The sequence below is a fragment of the Hymenobacter sp. genome (genome assembly GCF_036388155.1).
In the GTDB taxonomy this organism is placed as follows: Bacteria; Bacteroidota; Bacteroidia; order Cytophagales; family Hymenobacteraceae; genus Hymenobacter.
The window spans coordinates 11,518-29,468 of record NZ_DASVSI010000116.1; the positions used below are offsets into that span (position 1 = coordinate 11,518).

A 17,951-nucleotide genomic window follows, 5' to 3' on the forward strand; every position below is an offset into this window, starting at 1 on the left:
TTTTCTTCACTGCTCTACCCGCATGGCCATCACCCTTACGGCAACTGCCGGCTGCCTCTCTCCCGGCTCACCCGGAAACGGCATCATCACGATAGTTTTTTCCAACGTTCCCGGCAGCCAAGTACGCACGTTCACTCTGACGGCCAGCAACGGCACCCAATACCAACAAAACCGCCCCGGGGGCACGGGTACGGAAGCAAGTTTCCTTTCGCTGCCCAACGACACCTACTCCCTGCGGGCAACCGACGCGCCCAGCGGTGAAACCGCTTCGCAGAGCGGGATTGTCGTGAGCTGCACCGCCAGTTGCGCGCTGGATATAACGTCAATTGCGGCCCCAGCCAACACCGCCGGCACCCTGCGCGTGTTCGTAGGCGGCGCCATTGAGCCCTTGTACAGCCAGGTAAATGGGGGCGGGTATTTTCCCGTCACGTTGGTGCAAGGCGCAAACGGAAAAAGCTACGACATCACGGGCTTGGCAGCGGGCACTTACCAAGTCCAGATCAAGGACACATCGCCGCTCAACTGCGAAGATTCCGGGCAAGGAACCGTCACCACTGGGGCAGTAAGCCCTTGCGTGTTGGCTTTTCAGGCAATGTTCACCACGCCACCCGCTTCGGTTCAAGCGGCGGGCGGCACCGTGGGCGGAACGCTGACCTGCACCCAGGGCAGCTCGGTCCGGTTGGAGTTGCAGCAGGACGGAGCGGCCGTGGCTGGCGTGGCGGCGCTGGTTTTGACTGATGCCGACTTGGTGGCCAGCAATTATCGATTCGAATTTGTCGGCGTCGAGCCCGGCCTCTACACCGTGTACGCCGTGACCAGCGCGGGCAACTCGGCTTTCAGCCCGGACGTGACGGTTGATGGCCCGCCGTTGAGCATTGGCGACCAGCTTACTTTTCTGCCCTGGGTGCAGCCCCAGCTCGTAAATGCGACCACGGAGGTGAACCTGCGGCCCACGCTGAGCCTGGGTGCGACCCTTGTAACCGATCAGAATCCGGCCAAAACCGAAACGCTGCCGGTGACCACCGCGGAGGTGTACGGCCCGGGCGACGTGTTGGGCATCAACCAGCGCGCCATCCTGGGTACCATTCCCAATCCCGGAGCCACGGGCTTTTCGCCCCTGCAATTGGTGGCCATCGAGTTCAAAGAAGAAGACCTGCCCTGGCGCTTCAGCACCCTGCAAACCGACGGTCCCGACCCGGAGCCCCTGCCCTGGTGTTTCCTGATGGTGCTCAAGGAGGACGAGTACGAGACCTTGCCGCTGAGCGGAGAACCCCTGCCCAGCATCAACATTCGCAGCACCGCGCCCTTTCCCCTTGCCAGTGGGCAGCCGCCCAAGCTTTGGGCGCACGTGCAGGTGAATGCCAGCTTCGGCAGTGGCGGGACGGTGGGCGACCCAACGGCCACCCCCCCGATCCCAGATACTCCTTCCAACCCGCCCACTCCGCAGGAAATAACGGCCTTCCTGCGCGACACCTTGCCCGCTAACCCCGGCTTCGCCTACTCGCGCGTGCTCTGCCCCCGGCGGCTGGAGCCGGACACTGCGTACCGGGCTTTCCTGTTGCCGGCCGTGGAAGCCGGCCGTTTGGCTGGCTTGGGCAAATCATTCGTCGCGACCGACGTCCGAAATTCGGCCCTCCCTTCGAACGGCCAAGACCGCGTGTTCCCAGTGTATTTTCAGTGGGCCTTCACCACCGGGGTACAAAACGACTTCGAAGAACTAGTAAAGGAGTTGCACCCGGTCAACGACGTGACCACGGGGGCGCTGGCCCCAACCCTGGCCGTACGATTCGCCAACCGCCGGTATGACCTGCCCATGCCGAACCTGCTAGTCGACAAAGCCGCGCCGGCCCCGAAGCCGCTTCCAGCCGCCGTTTCGAATTACGTGTTCACCAAGCTAGGGTCCGGCGCGGCCCTGGTCCGAAGCGCCACGGGTCGTCCCTTGGTGACGCCCCCGCTCTACGGCCGCGCTTACTTGTCTACCCCCGCACTGCCCACTCCCACGGCGCCGGCCGACGCCGGGTGGAAACAAACCCTCAACCTCGACCCCCGGTACCGGACCCTGGCCGCGCTAGGCGCCCAAGTGGTGCAAGACAACCAGGAAGAGTACGTGCGCCGGGCCTGGGAGCAGGTCCAGGAAATCCTGCTGGCCAACGAGCGGGTGCGCGGCATCCAGTACGGCCTGCGCACCACGGCCGGGCTGCGCGACCAGCACTTGCCGCTAAACGCCACGACGGGGAACCCGGCCCCCACTCCTCCCAGCAGCAGTCGCCGTCTGGCCACCGGATTTGCCGCCCTGGACGCTTCCGACTCCGGCGCTCAGGAGGCGACCAGCACCGGGTCTCCGGTGCTGGCTGATTACGGGCTGCACTTGACCGGCCTGGCGCTGGGCCGAATTCGCATGAATGCGGCACCAGGCAGTGGGACCGGGCCAGAAGCCCCCAAGCTGACGGTACGGGAAACCATCCGCCGCAGCAGCACCCCACTGGCCGCGTTCAGTCCCACGTTCCGGCGCATCGTCAAGCCTTTCGGCAAGTACCAGGTAAACGAGGCCGGGCGGCCGCTGCGGCCCACGCAGCCCGAGCCGGAGCTCGACGCCCAAGCTGGCCTACGCCAACCCGGCACGAGTTTGCGCCAACGAGACGAGCTGCTGACCCGCTTGGCGGAACAAAGCCTTGTCGCGGCCCCTGAACGCGCCGAGCGCATGCGGGCGTACCAATTCGACGACGGCGTGGTGGACGCTTTACTCGAGGAGGGCACGCCGCTGAGCTTGTACCAGAATGGGGCCCTTGTTGCGGATGCGGGCGTACAGAGTCGGTTCCAGGCCGCCTATTCCGTCCTGCGGATGATAGACGAAAACACCGTGTTGGGGTTCCGCTACCCACAACGCGTGCGGCCGGCGCTGTCCCTGGCAGAAGTGAAGCAGCAGGTGGTGCTGGGCACGCTGCCGGGCCCGGTTTTTGGAGCCCAGATCAAACAGGCCTCGCCCGTGTTGCCCGCTCCCGGGTTCGTGGGGGGCGACTTTGCGGCCCCGGACTTCAACGCCACCGATTTTTACGTGGGCAACTTCAATGAAGCTGCCGCCCCGGCAACTTTCAGCAGCCGGTTGGCGGGCGACGCCGACGCGTCAGAATCAGTTGCTGATTCTGAATTTACTCCGCACACTCAAGCCTTCACGACCGCGGCGATTTCGCCCCCGCCCGCGCTCACGGACGCGGCGTTGCCCATCTTCAAGCAAGCCAAAGTGTTCCCGGTCTTTAAGGAAGCCATGGGCGAAGCTTTGCGCCAGCGCCACCCCGAGCTGTTCGTGCCCGCTTTAGGGGACTTCCCGGCCGGTGGCGTGGCCGTGCTGGACGTTAACCGGGCTTTCATCGAAGCCTACATGGTGGGGCTGAACCACGCCCTGGGGTCAGAGCTTAGCTGGCGCGGTTTCCCGGTGGACGTGCGGGGAACCTACTTTCAGCAATTTTGGGACGTCAGCGAGCACCTCAACGCGGCGCTCGCCCCGGGGCAGCTGCCCAGCGCGGCCGCCGAGGCCGCCCTACTCGACATCAGGCCCATCGACGAGTGGGTCGGCACCCCGTTAGGAAGCAATGCCGCCGCGAGCCCCGCCGCGGCCAGCAACGAGCCGCTGCGCCTGGTGCTGCGCTCGGAGCTGCTGCGCCGCTACCCCACCCTGGTGCTGGCCCTGCAGCCGGGCACTGCCGACGGGCCCGACCAGGACCCTTCCTTGATCGTGTTGCCGCGGCAGCGCCTGAGCGTGGGCCAGGACTTGGCCTTGGTTACCTTCGATGTCCCGCTGGCCGAGGCCAGCGCCCCTCCCGCGCAGGGCGGCTACTACCTGCTGCTCATGGAACGCCCCGGACAGCCCGAGTTCGGCCTGGACTTGCTCGCGCCGGTGGACACCGATCCCACCGAGGACCCGCTAAGCTGGAACGACCTGTCGTGGGAGTACCTGGGCACCGTTCCCGGCCAAAACCTAGACATTGACCGCCAAGGCAAACCGCGCGCCTCGGCCGAGCCGGCTTACCTGGAACACCTCGCCGACAGCGCCGCTGTGGCCTATGCCCTGTTCCAGGAGCCGGTTTTGGCTGCCTTGCCCCTGCACGGCCTGCTGGGCTAAACTTTTGATTTTTCTACCCATTTCGGTTCGCCGACCTACCCTTCACGTCCGGTTTTCATGCTTTTGCCTCCCCCACCCGAGCTCCCAATACTGCCCGGCAACCTCGACGCCCGCTTTCCCGTCGTGCTGCTGCCGGTGAGCGTACAAGTTAAATTTGTTCGCACGCCGGGAGTAAATCAGCAGCCTGCCCAACACGAGCTGCGGGTACGGATCTATCCCGACCAATTAGGCGTAAGCACCCACGAGGAGGAAATTACGCCGGCAGAAAACGAGGCGGGCCAGCGGTATTGGCGGGCCACCACCGCCGGGCAGCACAGCATCGACGCCTGGCGGGCGGTGGTGGCCCTGTTCGGGGTAACTCGTTCGCAGTGGATTGTCCAGCAAACGACCCCCACCAACCTGGCAGCGTGGCGTTCTGATGCCACCCTAGATCCACTTTTTCCCACGCCGCAGCTCGCTCCCAATGATGAGCCCTGGACCCGGCCCGCCCGGGCCCGCGGCTTGCCCGACTATTTTTTGGTGCTTCTTTACTCGCAAGTAGAGGAAGCCGCCGACATCGCTCCCGGCCCGGTGCTCGAGCAACTCTTTACCGGTCCCGGCCGGGCCTACGACGCAGCCACGGTGCCGCGTCCCACCACGGAGTTTTTGCGGCTGACCAAGGTGGTCCGGTGTGCGGATTTGCCCGCAGGAGACTTGCCCGTCACCTTTGACCCCAGCGATTCTCCCCTCGACCCGTTGGCGCCCCCGGACCCGAACGCCATTGGCGGCGTGGACGCGGGCAACGCGTGGACCGTGGATTTTCCGCAGGCCGTGGCCAAAGGCTTAGGCGTGGTAATTCCCCTGGCCACTTCCGCGGAATACGAGCAAGGGTTCCGCCGCCTGGTGGTGCTCGGCGTGCGCGGGGCCGGGGCCAGCGCCGGCCAGCAAGACTTGAAAGACTTGCTTACCGAGCATTACTACACCGACGGCTTGCAGCTCGTGCCGCAGGGTACGCCCACCAACAACACGGAAGTGGTCGCGTCCGGCTACAGCTCCGAGGAACGCACCGACGCCGAGGCCAGTTTTGCGCTTTTAACCCAGGCCGCCACCTTCGACTCCCAGCTCGCGTGGGCCCAGCGTCCCGATGGCCAGCACTTGGCCACCGCCCTGGGACTTGCCAACCCCCTGCCGGCGCTGGCCCACGCCCAGGGCAGTGACATCAGCGAGGCCCAACTGATGAACCGGGCGTTGTGGCCGGCCACGTACGGCTATTTTCTGGAAGAGATGTTGCGGCCGCTGCTCTCCCCCGCGGCGCTCGACTGGACGCGGGCCTTTTTCGAACGGTACGTGCTGGCCCGGGGGCCCGTGCCTGCCCTGCGAATTGGCTCCCAGCCCTACGGTGTGCTGCCCACCACGCGGTTTTCCGCCTGGGAAGAGCGCGGCCCGGTAGGGCCGGACCGCGCCTTCGCCGAGCAACTGCAGCAGGTGCTGGCCCAACTCGATGCTACCTGGACCGAGCGCCTCAACCCGCAGGCAGGGTTGTACCCCCCCGCGCTCGGCAGCGGGGCCACGGCCGCGGGATTTGAAGCGCCGGACCCGGATCCCGGCAACCTGCTCACGGCGCTGGGCCTCGACGCGACTTCCACCGAGTACTACCAGCGCTACCTCATCGGGCCCGCCCTGGCCGAGGCGCTGAACGCCGCCGCCCAGGATCAGGATTCCCCCGAGGACATCTGGCCCGATTCGGAGCGCGCGGCCAGCCGCGTGGACCCGCTCAACAACCCGCTCTACCAGGAGTTCAAGCGCTTTCTTGATCCGAACGGCGGGCTGAACCTGCCCGCCGCGAGCCCGTCCGTGTTCAGCCAAACCTTCCAAAGCACGTTCACCAAGCTGGCGGATGCCTTCGCCGACGAGCCGGCCGCTCGACGCCAGGAAGGCGTGCTGCTCGATGAGCAGCCGCTATCCGAAAAACCACTGGCAGCTTTTCAAGGAGTCAAACCCCAATACGCCGGGCAGAACTACCTCAACTGGCTGGCGACGGCCTCGTTCGACGAAATCAGGTTGGAGAATTTTACCCGGATCGTCGAGGACAGCGCGCTCTTTGTTGCGCCAAATTCCTTGCTGTACAGCCTAATGCGCCAGGCAATCCTGCTTGAGTATTGGTCGGCGGCCCGGGCTTACCTTCTGGAGCCGGGCCGCCAGCCGGTGCCGGCCGACGCGCTGCCGGAAAAAGAGCTGTTCAACATCCTGGCAACCGACGACAAGCCCCGCTGGGCCTGGCTCTACGACGTCGAAGCCGGCGCTGCCCTGCACGAGCGGGTGCGCCCGGCCATGCAGGCGTACCTGGATGCCATCGAGAAGCTCGCGGTGCTGTCCACGGCCCAGCTGGAACGGTTGCTGGCCGAGCACCTGGATTTGGGCAGCTACCGGCTCGACGCCTGGCGCTTGGCGCCGGTGACCGAGCGCTTAATCGAATTGCGCCAGCAGGCCGCCACGGCCCAGGGCAGCCACCTCGGCGCTTTCGGCTGGCTCGAGGACCTCAGGCCCTCCGATCGTTCGGAGGCGGACTCGAATAACGTCTATAGCGACCCCGATAACCTGGGCTACGTCCACGCGCCCAGCCTGACGCACGGCACCGCGGCCGCCATCCTGCGCCAGGGCTTCAAGTCCCGGCAGTTAACCGCCGACCCCGCCGACCCCGCCTTTGATCGCATGGCCGTGGACCTGTCCTCGCGTCGGGTGCGGGCCGCTCTCTCCCTGCTGGACGGCCTGCGGGCCGGGCACTCGTTGGGCGCGCTGCTGGGCCAAGCCTTCGAGCGGGCCCTGACCCGGCCAGTGAGCGAAGGGGACAGCGCCACCTACGGCGGCTACGTGGCCAGTTTTCGAAAAGCCTTCCCCCTGGCCGCCGAGTACGCCCCCGTCCAAGGCCAAACGGCTGCCCAGGGCACCGCGCCCGAACAGGTCGCCCGCCAGGTGACCGACGGGGCCGCCCTGCTGCGGGCCGTCGGCCGCGGCTACCCCTACGGGGTGGTGGGCCTGCCGGCAGCGGGGTCGGTGTTTGCCGAATTCGTGGCCGCCCAGGTTGCCCTGCTGGCCGATGAGCTGGACGCACTGGGCGATGTCGCCGTGACCGAGGGCATCTACCAAGCGGCCCGGGGCAACGTGGACCGCGCCGCAGGCGTGCTCGAGGGCGTGGCCAAGGGTCAGTTCCCGTCCAGCCCCGAAGTGGTGCACCCACCCCAGCGCGGCCTCACTTTTACCCAGCGGGTCTTGGTGCACCTGCCAGTGGCCCCCTCGGCCGCCGGGTGGCCCAATGCCGCGACGCCGCGGGCCCTGGCGGCCCCGCGGCTCAACGCCTGGCTTGCCCAGTTCTTCCCGGACCCGACCACGCTCAACCTGACCCTGGGGTACCAGGGGGCGGACGGCGCCTGGCAAACCGCGCACGAAGTGTCGTTGGCCGCCAGCGGGTGGGGCCCCCTTGACTTGCTCTGGCTGCTCGACGAGGGCGCCCTGCAAGCCGGTTCGGCGTTCGACCAGCTCCTGCAAACCGTCTTCGCCGCCGTGGCCGCCGCCGACGTCCCCGCGGCCGGGGCGCGGTTAGCGGTTGATTACACCCGCCCGGGGGCCGTGGCCCTGCGGCGGCGCCTCCCGCTGCTATCCCGCGTGCGCCAACTGCTCGGCGGCGCCCGGCCGGCGGGCCCGCACGACTTACAAGCCCCCGGCCGGCTAAGCGGATCCGACGAATTTGAGGGAGTGGATTTGCCGGGCTTGGAAGCCCGCGTGGCGGCCAGCCGTCTCAGCTTGGCCGACATAGCGGACGAACTCGACCCCGCCGCAACGGCCCCCACGGCCGGGCGCCAGCGGGAGCTCCTCTACCAAGCGGCCCTGTTCGGCGTGGCCGAAGCAGTGGCGGCACTGGCGGTGCCGGCCGCGGCGCCGGCCGCGACTTATCAGGCCATCCAGGGCCGCTTGGCGGCCGCCGCGGCCGCGACTGCCTCGGTGCCGGGCCTGGTCGAGCAGGCCGCGGCGCTTTTCGGCGCGGGTTTCCGGCCGGACGTTGAATTCAGCCTCAGCGGCGGGGCCCTGACTGCCTACCAGGCCGCGACGGCGCCCGCCGCGACGGCGCAACTGCTGGCGCACAACCCCCACCCCCTGGCGCTGCAGGAATGGCTGCACGGCTTGGGCGCGGTTCGCGAGCCCTTGAACCACTTGGATAAAGTTTTCCTCATTCAGGACGTGCTCCAGCCCGACGGCCTGCCCACCCTGCCCCTGCGGCCCGCTCAGCTCGCGGCCCAGCCCACCCTCGGGGGGGACTACTGGCTGGGGCTGCCCTGGCCGGGTACCTACGCCCCCCCCGCCGGCGCTCTTTCGCTGGTGGAGTGGCTGCCGACGGATTACAACCCGCTGGGCCCCCAGGCCACCCTGTGGTTGGACGAATGGGTGGAAACCTTGCCCGAGGACACGCAAACCACGGCCCTGACCTTCCATTACGACCAGCCCAACGCCGAGGCCCCGCAGAGCCTGCTGCTGGTGGTCTCGCCCCGGGCCGACACCACGGCCGCCTGGACCACGGCCGATCTGCTGGGCGCCGTCAACGAAACGCTGGATTTGGCTAAGAAGCGCACGGTGGAGCCCGACGCGCTGGCGTTTACTCACTTGGCCACCGTGCTGCCCGCCGTGGTCGCGCCCGTGGCCCAGCAGGCCGTCACGTTCACGCTCGACTTCGGCCGGCTCAACAATTCGGCCCGCTTTGGTGAAGAGTCGCTGGCGGTATAATCCGCCCTGTGGTTTCCCCGCCATTTTCTACTAGACCTTCCCATGCCCTATCAATTTAATGACCCTGAATTTTCCTACGCGTCCGTGCAGGCCCTGCTGGCCGCCAACCGGTTGGAAAGTCGCCCCCGCAGCCCCGAGTTTAACCGGGCGCTCCGTGCCGAAGTGCGCGATCCCACTTGGCTGCTGGCCCGTCAGTGGCAGCTGCACGAGTTCCGGGCCGAAGACCGGGGGACCCCGGCCTTTGTGGAGGTTGCCGCCCGCGAGCTGCCCCTGAATCAGCTGACGCTGCCGGGCCAGCCCACCCGTCCCTACGCGCCCGCGCTGCAGCCGCTGGAAGCCGCCGTGGAGGCCCAGCCCCGGACCATTGGCGTGGGCCTGCGCCTGCAGATGGGCCAGTTTTGGCTGCGGCAACTGCGGGCGCTGCCGGCCTTGGCCGCCGCGTCCAGCGCCGACCGGGCCGTGGCCCTGAGCCGCTTTGCGCGAGTTTTTCCTCTTGCGGCGCAGTCGGCGGAGTCGGCGCCGGTGGCTTATGCCCAAGAAGCGTCCACCGCCGAGGCACGGGCCCTGCTGGAGCTGGCCGGACCTAACGCCTTGGACGGTTACGCCCTCTACCAGGCCTTGCTGCTGCCCGTACGGTCCGGCCTGGGCGCCGCCTTTGCCGACAGCCAGCACTTGGCGGACGCCTTGGCCGCCGTCTCACTGGCCCAGCCCCTGCTGGCCACGGCCCCGTTCGCGGCCGTGCCCGGAAATGCGGCCTGGTCCGGGGTAAGCGGCGCCGAGCTGGACCAGGAAGCCCGGCAATTTGTGCTGGCCTTTCACCGGCTGTATTTATTGGGCGCCGAAAGCGAGGGCTGGTCCACCGAGGACCTGGCCTACGGCTTCGCCCTCGGCTCCCCGGAGGCCGGCAAGCTGGGCTCGAACGCCCATGCCGGGGGTGGGACCCTGACCTGGTACGCCGTGGACCAGCAAGCTACGCCGGCGACCACTCCGGCCCCGGCGGCCGTTCGCCGGCTGCTGGCCACTGAAATAGATTTTCCCGGGGCCCCCGTGGCGCGGTGGTGGGAGTATGAAGACCGGCGCGTCGACTTTGGCCAGGTCAGTGGGCACCCCGCCGACTGGGGCCGGATGCTGCTGCAGGAGTTCATGTTTGTGTACCAAAACGACTGGTTCTCGGTGCCCTACTCAGTCCCCGTGGGAACGGTGTCCGCCGTGGCCAGCGTGCACGTCACCGACGTGTTTGGGCTGCGCCACGCGGTGCAGCCCGCCGGCGCGGGACAATTAACCGAACCGGATTCGGGCGTGCTCATCGACAACGACCAAAACCGCTGGCGCCTGTTCGCGCAAACCGAAGCCGCGGACGCCAGCGCCCCGGTGGCGCCCTCTCTGTACGTGCCCGCTCCCGTGCTCAGTCCCCTGATCAGCCGGCCCGTGGAGCAGGTCAACTTCCGTCGGGAAGAAGCCACCAACTTGGTGTGGGCGGTGGAAACGGTTGTTCCCGATGGCTTTGCTGGCGGCTTGGATGGCAATGCGGCCGCCACCCAGGTGACGGAAAATCTGCGGCGCCTGGCCCCCCTACCCGTGGCTGCCACCGGCGCGGCGGAAGCCGCGCCAGCTTACACCTACCAGCTCATGGGCACCGTGCCCGAGAATTGGTTGCCCTTCGTCTTTACGGAAACCGCGGGGGTTCGGGCCCTGGAGCAAGGAACGCTGGAACGTCAGGTGCCCAACCTGGACCTGGCCGCGGAAGACGCCTTGGTGCAGCCCCGCACCGCCCTGTTGCAACTACGCCCTGCTGAGCCCTACCGGTTGCATGAGCACGAGGTGCCTCCCGCGGGCGTGCGCGTGGACGGGCTCTGCTACCGCGCCCGTTGGTTCGACGGCCGCACCATTCTTTGGTTCGGCCGGCAGCGGGGACCCGCCTCGTTCGGGGGCAGCTCGGGTCTGGCTTTTGACCAACTCCTGGCCGGCACCCCCGCGTAACCGGACCGATATCAATTTCAGTGGCTGCGCCGCGCTTTCATTAACTCTTCCATCAATTAATTACCAGTTCCATGTCGCTTAAAGACCTTGATACGTTGCGCACCGAAATTGACTTGGCGGTGCATACCCAGGACTCCCAGGGCCAAAAAACCACGGCGGCCGGGCTTAACTCCGTACTCGTGAGCCTGGCCACCGAGCTGACCACGGCGGAAGAAGAAGTGACCGATCCGGGTCGCACGATCGCGGGCTTCCGGGAGGAGGGCGACACCGATCAGCAGGTGTGGGCCAAGGCGCTGGCGTGGATGGCCGCCAACCGGCGCCCCCTGCGGCAGAGCGCCCCCTTGCTCCTTGCGCTCACGCAAACGGTCGTTTACGCCGGCGACTACTGGAAGCTGCTCGACTGCGGCGGCCTGGAGCTCGTGGGCAGCCAGATGGCCACCCCGGTCTGCGGACCCGACACCGAGCCGGACCTGAGTTTTCCCACCCCCACCGCGGCCGGTCCGCTGGCGGGCGCGGCCGTGTACCTGCCTACTTACTTCGGGGGCTTCGTGATGGAAGGCGTGGCGTTCCGAGACTTTCGCTTTGCCGTGGCTACGTTGGACGGCTTGCCCGGAGCCGTGTTCAAAAACTGTAACTTCTCTTACAACGACTGCGGCGTGATCTGCTACCGCGGGCTCGAGAACTTTCAGTTCCTTGATTGCGCCGCGGAAGGAATCGGCGTGCTGGTAAGCGCAACAGCCACAAGCTTCCCGCAAAATTCGCCCTACGCCGGCTCCAACACTACGTACGCCGACGGGTTGCGCCTGGAGAACGTGGAGTCTTACAACACGTTTAACACCAGAATTCTAGAGCACTTCGATGCTTTTCACGTGGCCTCGTTCCAGCGGCCCGGCGTGGGCTCGAACATTGGTTCGGGCAACGAAAATCGTTACGCCGACAGCGGGGGGGGCGAATACCCCGCCAATTCGTACTACCGCCAGCCCACGGGCCGCCTGGTGTTCTTGCCTTTTGTCAACGGCCAGGAATGCAAAAACCTGTTTTTTAAGAACATTCACGTTCGTGGCCAAAGTCCCCGGGGCCTGGCCTTGGTGAACACCCAGGTCCTCAACCTGCACATCGATCAAATCACCTGGGAGCGCGACACCGACAGCGAGACCCCCGAGATTCCCGCATTCGAGTTGGGCGCCCTGGCCTCGGGCTACTACAATCTGCCGGCGCTGGTGGACAATCCCACGGCGTGGGGGCACCCCCTGTTCCGCTCGTCCCTGCGGGGGGGTAGCGGCTGGGTCGAAAACCTCACCCGGCCCCTGCAGAACAAAGAAATCCCCGCCAAACCCCTGCAGGATACGCTGGACCTGAGTGATTTTGTGGCCGGCAAGTACATCAACAATGAAGACGGGGCGGAAAGCGACAGCGACGATTTTACGGCCTCCGATTTTGTGCCGGTAGCGCCCGGCACGGTCTTTAAATCCACCAACGGGCTCAGCAACGCGGCCTACTACGACGCGGCAAAGAATTACCTGGGCCCCTGGACGGATGGGTTTTCGGATACCAGTACCGCGCCGGTCGGGGCGGCTTACCTGCGGGTGTCGATTCAGTCCGGGGCCTACCCCGGACTGGTCATCGCCTACACCGCCTCCTACGTGCAGAACTCGTTGGCGCCGACCAGCACAAGCAAAGCCCCGTCAGTGGCCGCGGTCCTGGCGGCCCTGGCCACGAAAGCCGACGCCGGGGCCGTGCAGGACGTGACCGACGTGCACGACAACAAAGCCATTCTGGTGCACGCCGACCGCAGCCGGGATTATTTCACCGGAGTGGGCACGCAGCCCAATGCCGGCGCGGACGACGGCATAAAAATGGCTTTGGCGGCAGCTGTGAGCGGGGACTTTTTGACGATTACCACGCCGGTGACAATGCCGTTCACCAGCACCACAGCCCCTCTTATCAGTTTGAAGAGTGGTATGACGCTAAACCTGAGCGGATATGGCCTGAACACTGTCGAAAGCCAAGACTGTATTGGTTTTCCTACCAGCGGCGAGGTAACGGTCTACGGCGGTGGGGCGAAGTTAAAAGCAAACGGACCCGGCTCGGTCGCGCTCACTGTGACCGATAACTCGACCGTCACCGCGCGGATTCTCGATGTCCACGTGGAATATCGGGGCAGCGGCAACGGCATCCTGTGGCGAGGGGGACGCGGTCAGCACGCCGGCACCGTTCTGGTGGAAAACATCGACCCAGTTCCCAGCTGGATTAACAATACCACCAACGCCTTTGGCATCACGAACTCCGCAAGCTACGAGTTCGTGGGCGACATGCGGGTCAACGGTAATTGCTCCCTGATACAGGTGCAGAACGCGGCTTTTCTAAGCATTCAAGGGGGCAAGGCCACAATGATGACGGCCAATGCCCAGCTGGGTGCCCTGAGCGGTACTGCCCAACTGGAACTGACGGCCTACGTGGTCGACATGACCCTGGCCCCCACCAATGGCTTGGTAATGAATTCCGCCACGACGAAACTCACCCTCACGGACGTTACCGTGCTCGGTGGGGCAGTGGTAAAAAACGCGAACACGGCCACGATTGTGCTGCGCGGCAGCACCTCGCTGCCCGCTGAATACGGAGTGGCTTACCTGCAAGGCCTGGGGATGACCGTGCTCGACCAGCGCACCACGGGTGGGGCCTCTGCAGGGGGCGCCGACCCGGGGGCCTTGCGTAGCGCGAACAACCTCGCCGATTTGACCAACAAGCCGGTTGCCGTGGGCAATCTCTTCGGGAGCAGCTTCCAGGCCTCCTTGAACAACACCGTCTTCAACGGCACGCCAATTGTGCTGGGGGATAACGCTAACCTGTTGACGACTGCGCTAAAAAGCAAGCTTTCGGGCACCGCGTTCTTGAATTACGACGCCAACGTGGGCATTAACCTCTACGACGGGGGGCAGGAGCACTACGTCGTGGCGGGGCAAGCCGGGTTGAATCAAGTTGCTGCCAACGACGGAGCGTCCAGCAACGTGGTCATGTTCACGGGCACGAACGGGAACAACGCGCAGCAGTTGGCCGCGGCCACGCACATTTTTGGGTACAATTACCTCAAGGTGATGGCCGCCGGCGGCAAGGTCGTGGTGGCCTCGCCGGATGGGCTGACCAAAGGCATTCTGGGCGTCAGCAACACGGGCCAACTGCTGTGGAACGGCGCCGCAATCGGTGGGGGCGGCACCGCCCCCGCCACGCCGGTCACGGTCTACGCCCGAATGGAAAATAATTTCACCTCCAGCAACAGCGTCGCGGGCGAAAACGCCATTCCATGCAAAAACATTGCCGCGGGCTCCGATACGACGTTATGCGACACAGTCAACGGACGCATTGTCATCCCGGCGGGCAAAGGAGGGCTGTACTTGGTAAACATGTCCGGCCAGATTCTTGGTCCGAACGCTACGCCTTACCTGGAAATGAAGCTGGTGAAGGGAGCGAGCTTGAACGATTACCAAATCGTGGGGGCCAGCAACGTGTTGAAAGCCATTGGCACAACGTTCTACGCCACCTTCGCGGGTTCCGCCGTGGTTGCCCTGGTGCCCGGCGACATTGTCCAGTTAACTTACTATTCGACCGGGGCCGGCTATTACCCCCGACGGGATTATACGCCCTGCTGGCTCTCCGCGCTGAAGGTTGGTTAGGCAGGGCATCTGGTGAAAAGGCCAGCGCGGGACTTGGAGCTTAACCTTGGACGAGCGGTTGCTAAGTTATTGAAGCGGAGGGCGGTCTTCGATGGCGGCGAGCGGCGTCCGACGGTTGGGGCATACCCCATCCGCAGAGCGAAATCCCGGTGCGAAAGCAAGGGCAAGCAGTTATTCGCCTCAGAAATGGCTGCTCACCAAACGCTCGTTCCACCATGGAAAGACAAAGTAGTGGTAAGAACAAGACGGGCTCGATTTGAGTATTTGGCTCAACGTTTGCAACTTTGCTTAGGACAGTGATTTAAATGCTCGAAAAGGATGTATGTTTGTGCGAACCTCCGTACTAAACGAGGCGGGCAGCACTGCTGCTATCAAGCTTGCGGTATACTAGAATCAAAACGCCGATTGCGCTGGGCACACTTGCAAAAAAACATACGACCCTAGTTGGCCGTTTAAGACAACGTTACTAGCTTGCATGGCGAGGCCTTCTTTCTGCCTTCCATGCTGGCGCCATGTCGACTGTCCCTGAATCATTTAATTCCGAAGAACCCTTCGAAGACCCATCCCAACTCTCTCAGTTTCACTCAAACCCCAAGCGCCATGTTGATGAGCAGACCTCAAACCAGCAATCGGATGCCGAATCCAATCACTCGTATCAAGATAAATTCCTAAAGAGCGGCGAAGAGCTTTCGCCGAATCCGGTCAGTAAGCCAGGCGAGGAACCTTCCTCGCCTGGCTTTTCTGCGTTAAATGAGTTGGTGTTAAGCGAGGATGGGGTTGCCTCCGCTAAAAACAAAAAGAAGAAAGAGCGCAAAAAGGCCTACCGCCTGGAGCAGCAAAATTGCCTTTCTAACATTGCCATCGGCAACCGAACCGAGCACAACGAGCTCATCAAGCAGGTGTTTGTCAAGGGCGATGAGTTTGTGGTGTACGAGGTGGAGGGCAAGGGCTTGGCCGATTCCTTTAAAATTCTCATCTACTCCAAAAAAGAAAAGGACGAAAAATTGATGGCCAGGTTTGCCGAGATCGAGGCAAAATACATCGAAGTGAAGTCTTTGTTGCACAAGGTTCCCAACGACCCGTTTCTGAAGTCCCGGATTGCAAACGTGCTGAGCCATGCCATGCTCAGCGACAACCGCCACGCGAAGGCAATTGAGTTGTTTGACAATATAATCAACGAGATCAACACCGAATTCAAAGACCGCATCTACAATAAGATCGCGTTTTTGTATTCTAACATAGTCATCTGCTCAGTTCTTGCGCTTTGTTCTTGGTATCTGTACAATCGTGTCCCCTTTGTGGATGGCTACCACCCGTACACCTTGTTGTTTGTGGTGGCCTGTGCCAGCCTAGGCGGCGCGTTTTCGCTTTCCTACAAACTTCGTAATTTGTCCACCGTGCGCGGCATAAAGTGGAAGATTTACATACTGTATGGCGTCGAGCGCACGTTCATAGCCATCGCCGCGGGGTTTATCTTATTTCTCGCGGTTTCGGCTCATTTGATTTTCGGGGCTGTGGTGGAAGGGGCTCAACCTGAACAGCGAATGTTCACCCTGCTCTTCTTGTCAGTGCTGGCCGGTTTCAGCGAAACCTTGGTGCCTGATCTGCTGGTCAACATTGAACGGAAAAACAAAGAAGAAAAATAGGGTCCGTTCCAATCTGTATCTCCGTAGAAATTCTGGGCGAGGCCCTTTATGTGCTATAGGCCCGGGGTGTCGCCGGTGAACTCGCTTTGCTACCTCTGGACGGATTTACAGCCGTGGCAAGCACCCTCCCGCCCCCTGCAGTATCCCGACCCAGGGGCGGGTACTAGACGCCATTGCTTCCGGCTTGCTGCTGCTCTTCAGCCTAAAGGCCTGCGCCGGACGAGGTGTGCCTGGCGCTGGGGCCCAATTCAACCTTAGCCCAGCACTCAGGGCTGAATATATTGGCCTTGCCTTTAGCGTGCTGCCTCCAAAGCCCCCCGTGCCAAAGTAGCGGCACAAGCCGGGCCCCCGGCAACGTCCACGTTAGTCACTAATGCATGCTTTGTCGTCACAATGAGGCAATGCACGCGGCTGCGGAAGCGAAGAGCAGCATCGAAAAAACCGTGGGAGTATACTTAAAATAAGCAGCAAGGAGTGCTGAGGCGCGATTAACTGGCATCGGTTCTTGTGATGGTGGCCCGGTCCTAATCAATGAAACTTCCCGTCTTCCCGCAAGAGGCCACGTCGAATGCGCAAGGCTTTGCCGGGCTTGCTTTCTATCTTGACGGGCGATGACCCTCCGCGAATATCAGGTGCTATCGAGCGAGAGCCAAGAGTTGGCAATTTTTGTCATCGGCACCTACTTGGCCACGCGCTGGGAGGGAGATGCCGTGCATTTGTATCACTTGCCTGGCGGCGTATTCGTGGAGGTTCACGGCAGCAGGCACTCCGACCATGCGAACGCGATCGTCGCCTTCACGGACTCGGCGTATTTGGATCTTTACGTGCCTTTTATTCAACTTCCCCGAAGCCTAAACGAGGGGCAAGGACCGTGAGCCCACCTTGGAAGCGCCTTTATTGTAAGTCAAACGGATTCATCGGGCCGCCCCCCACCAAACCAATGACTCCCAAAGGCGATTGCGCCAGCCAAGACAGGAACGTTTCGGGTCACACAGAAAGCGTAGATTTTCTGTACCCCACTTATAAAATCTATTACTTGGCTTGTAAAGCAGGGGCAATGCATCATATCTTAAACACATGCTTGACCGTGGTTTGCCGCGCCCGTCGCATAGGAGGTAGGTAAGTTTTCTGTAGGTGCCCGTGGGGAGGCACGCGGATTTGAGCGGGCAACTCGACTCCGGGGCAGGTGGCCCGCCAACGCTTCCCGCATCCGCCGTCGGCAAGCAAATTCACCTTGAGAAAAACGGGCTGCTTGCCTGCCGGGCACTTGGTGGGTAGCCAGCGGGTTGTTCTGGACTCAGCTGCCGATGTCGGGCTTGTAATGGCCACACAAAAGGCGTCACGTGGTGAGGTGTGGGGGCTTTGAACCAGGCGTGATTCAGATCGTTGGCGCAGCAAGCATGGGCCAGTAGCTCAAGCGGGAGCCACTCGGTGGCACGCCGCGCGCCGGTGAGCAAGAGCTGCTGGTAAGGCATCGGGCCGGGGACACGGCCAGAGCCCCCCCCGCTGGGCCCCATGCCTTGGTACATGCGTGCTTGGGTTGACATAATGAGTCTTGGCGGTTTAAAAGTTAATCTCCCGGTGACAGCAACGAAGGAGTGATTTGAATAAGATTGAGTCCGTATTGCTTGGCCTCGGAGGTCAGGTTGCCCGCGCCCCTGGGGCATCCGGCGCGTGCGGGGCAGGGTGCTTCAGCTTTACCCCCATCGGGCGCAGAGAAGGCACCCTGTCCCGCTGGGCTCGCAAAACGCAAACGGCAGTACTTGAGCAAGGCGGTTG

General features: G+C 63.7%; 6 protein-coding genes. All 6 read left to right on the top strand.

Annotated features, from left to right (window positions below; translation table 11 throughout):
- Window positions 1-22: 22 nt before the first annotated feature.
- The 6 genes from VF629_RS15860 to VF629_RS15885 all read left to right on the top strand — a co-directional run bounded on the left by VF629_RS15860 (window position 23) and on the right by VF629_RS15885 (window position 17,047).
- A complete protein-coding gene (locus VF629_RS15860) occupies window positions 23-4,120 on the top strand; it encodes a hypothetical protein (RefSeq protein ID WP_331059467.1) in 4,098 nt (1,365 codons plus the stop codon).
- Window positions 4,121-4,177: 57 nt separating this feature from the next.
- Window positions 4,178-8,875 carry a hypothetical protein gene (locus VF629_RS15865; protein ID WP_331059468.1) on the top strand — a complete coding sequence of 1,566 codons (4,698 nt, stop codon included), beginning with the start codon at window positions 4,178-4,180 and terminating at the stop codon, window positions 8,873-8,875.
- 42 nt (window positions 8,876-8,917) lie between these two features.
- Window positions 8,918-10,855 (top strand): hypothetical protein, encoded by a 1,938-nt coding sequence (locus VF629_RS15870; protein WP_331059469.1) that lies wholly within the window; start codon window positions 8,918-8,920, stop codon window positions 10,853-10,855.
- A gap of 71 nt (window positions 10,856-10,926) precedes the next feature.
- On the top strand, window positions 10,927-14,526 hold the full coding sequence (locus VF629_RS15875; protein WP_331059470.1) for a hypothetical protein: 3,600 nt from the start codon (window positions 10,927-10,929) through the stop codon (window positions 14,524-14,526).
- Between the two features lie 512 nt (window positions 14,527-15,038).
- On the top strand, window positions 15,039-16,172 hold the full coding sequence (locus VF629_RS15880) for a hypothetical protein (protein WP_331059471.1): 1,134 nt from the start codon (window positions 15,039-15,041) through the stop codon (window positions 16,170-16,172).
- Between the two features lie 611 nt (window positions 16,173-16,783).
- Window positions 16,784-17,047, top strand: a complete 264-nt coding sequence (locus VF629_RS15885; RefSeq protein WP_331059472.1) for a hypothetical protein — start codon at window positions 16,784-16,786, stop codon at window positions 17,045-17,047.
- Window positions 17,048-17,951 lie beyond the last annotated feature (904 nt).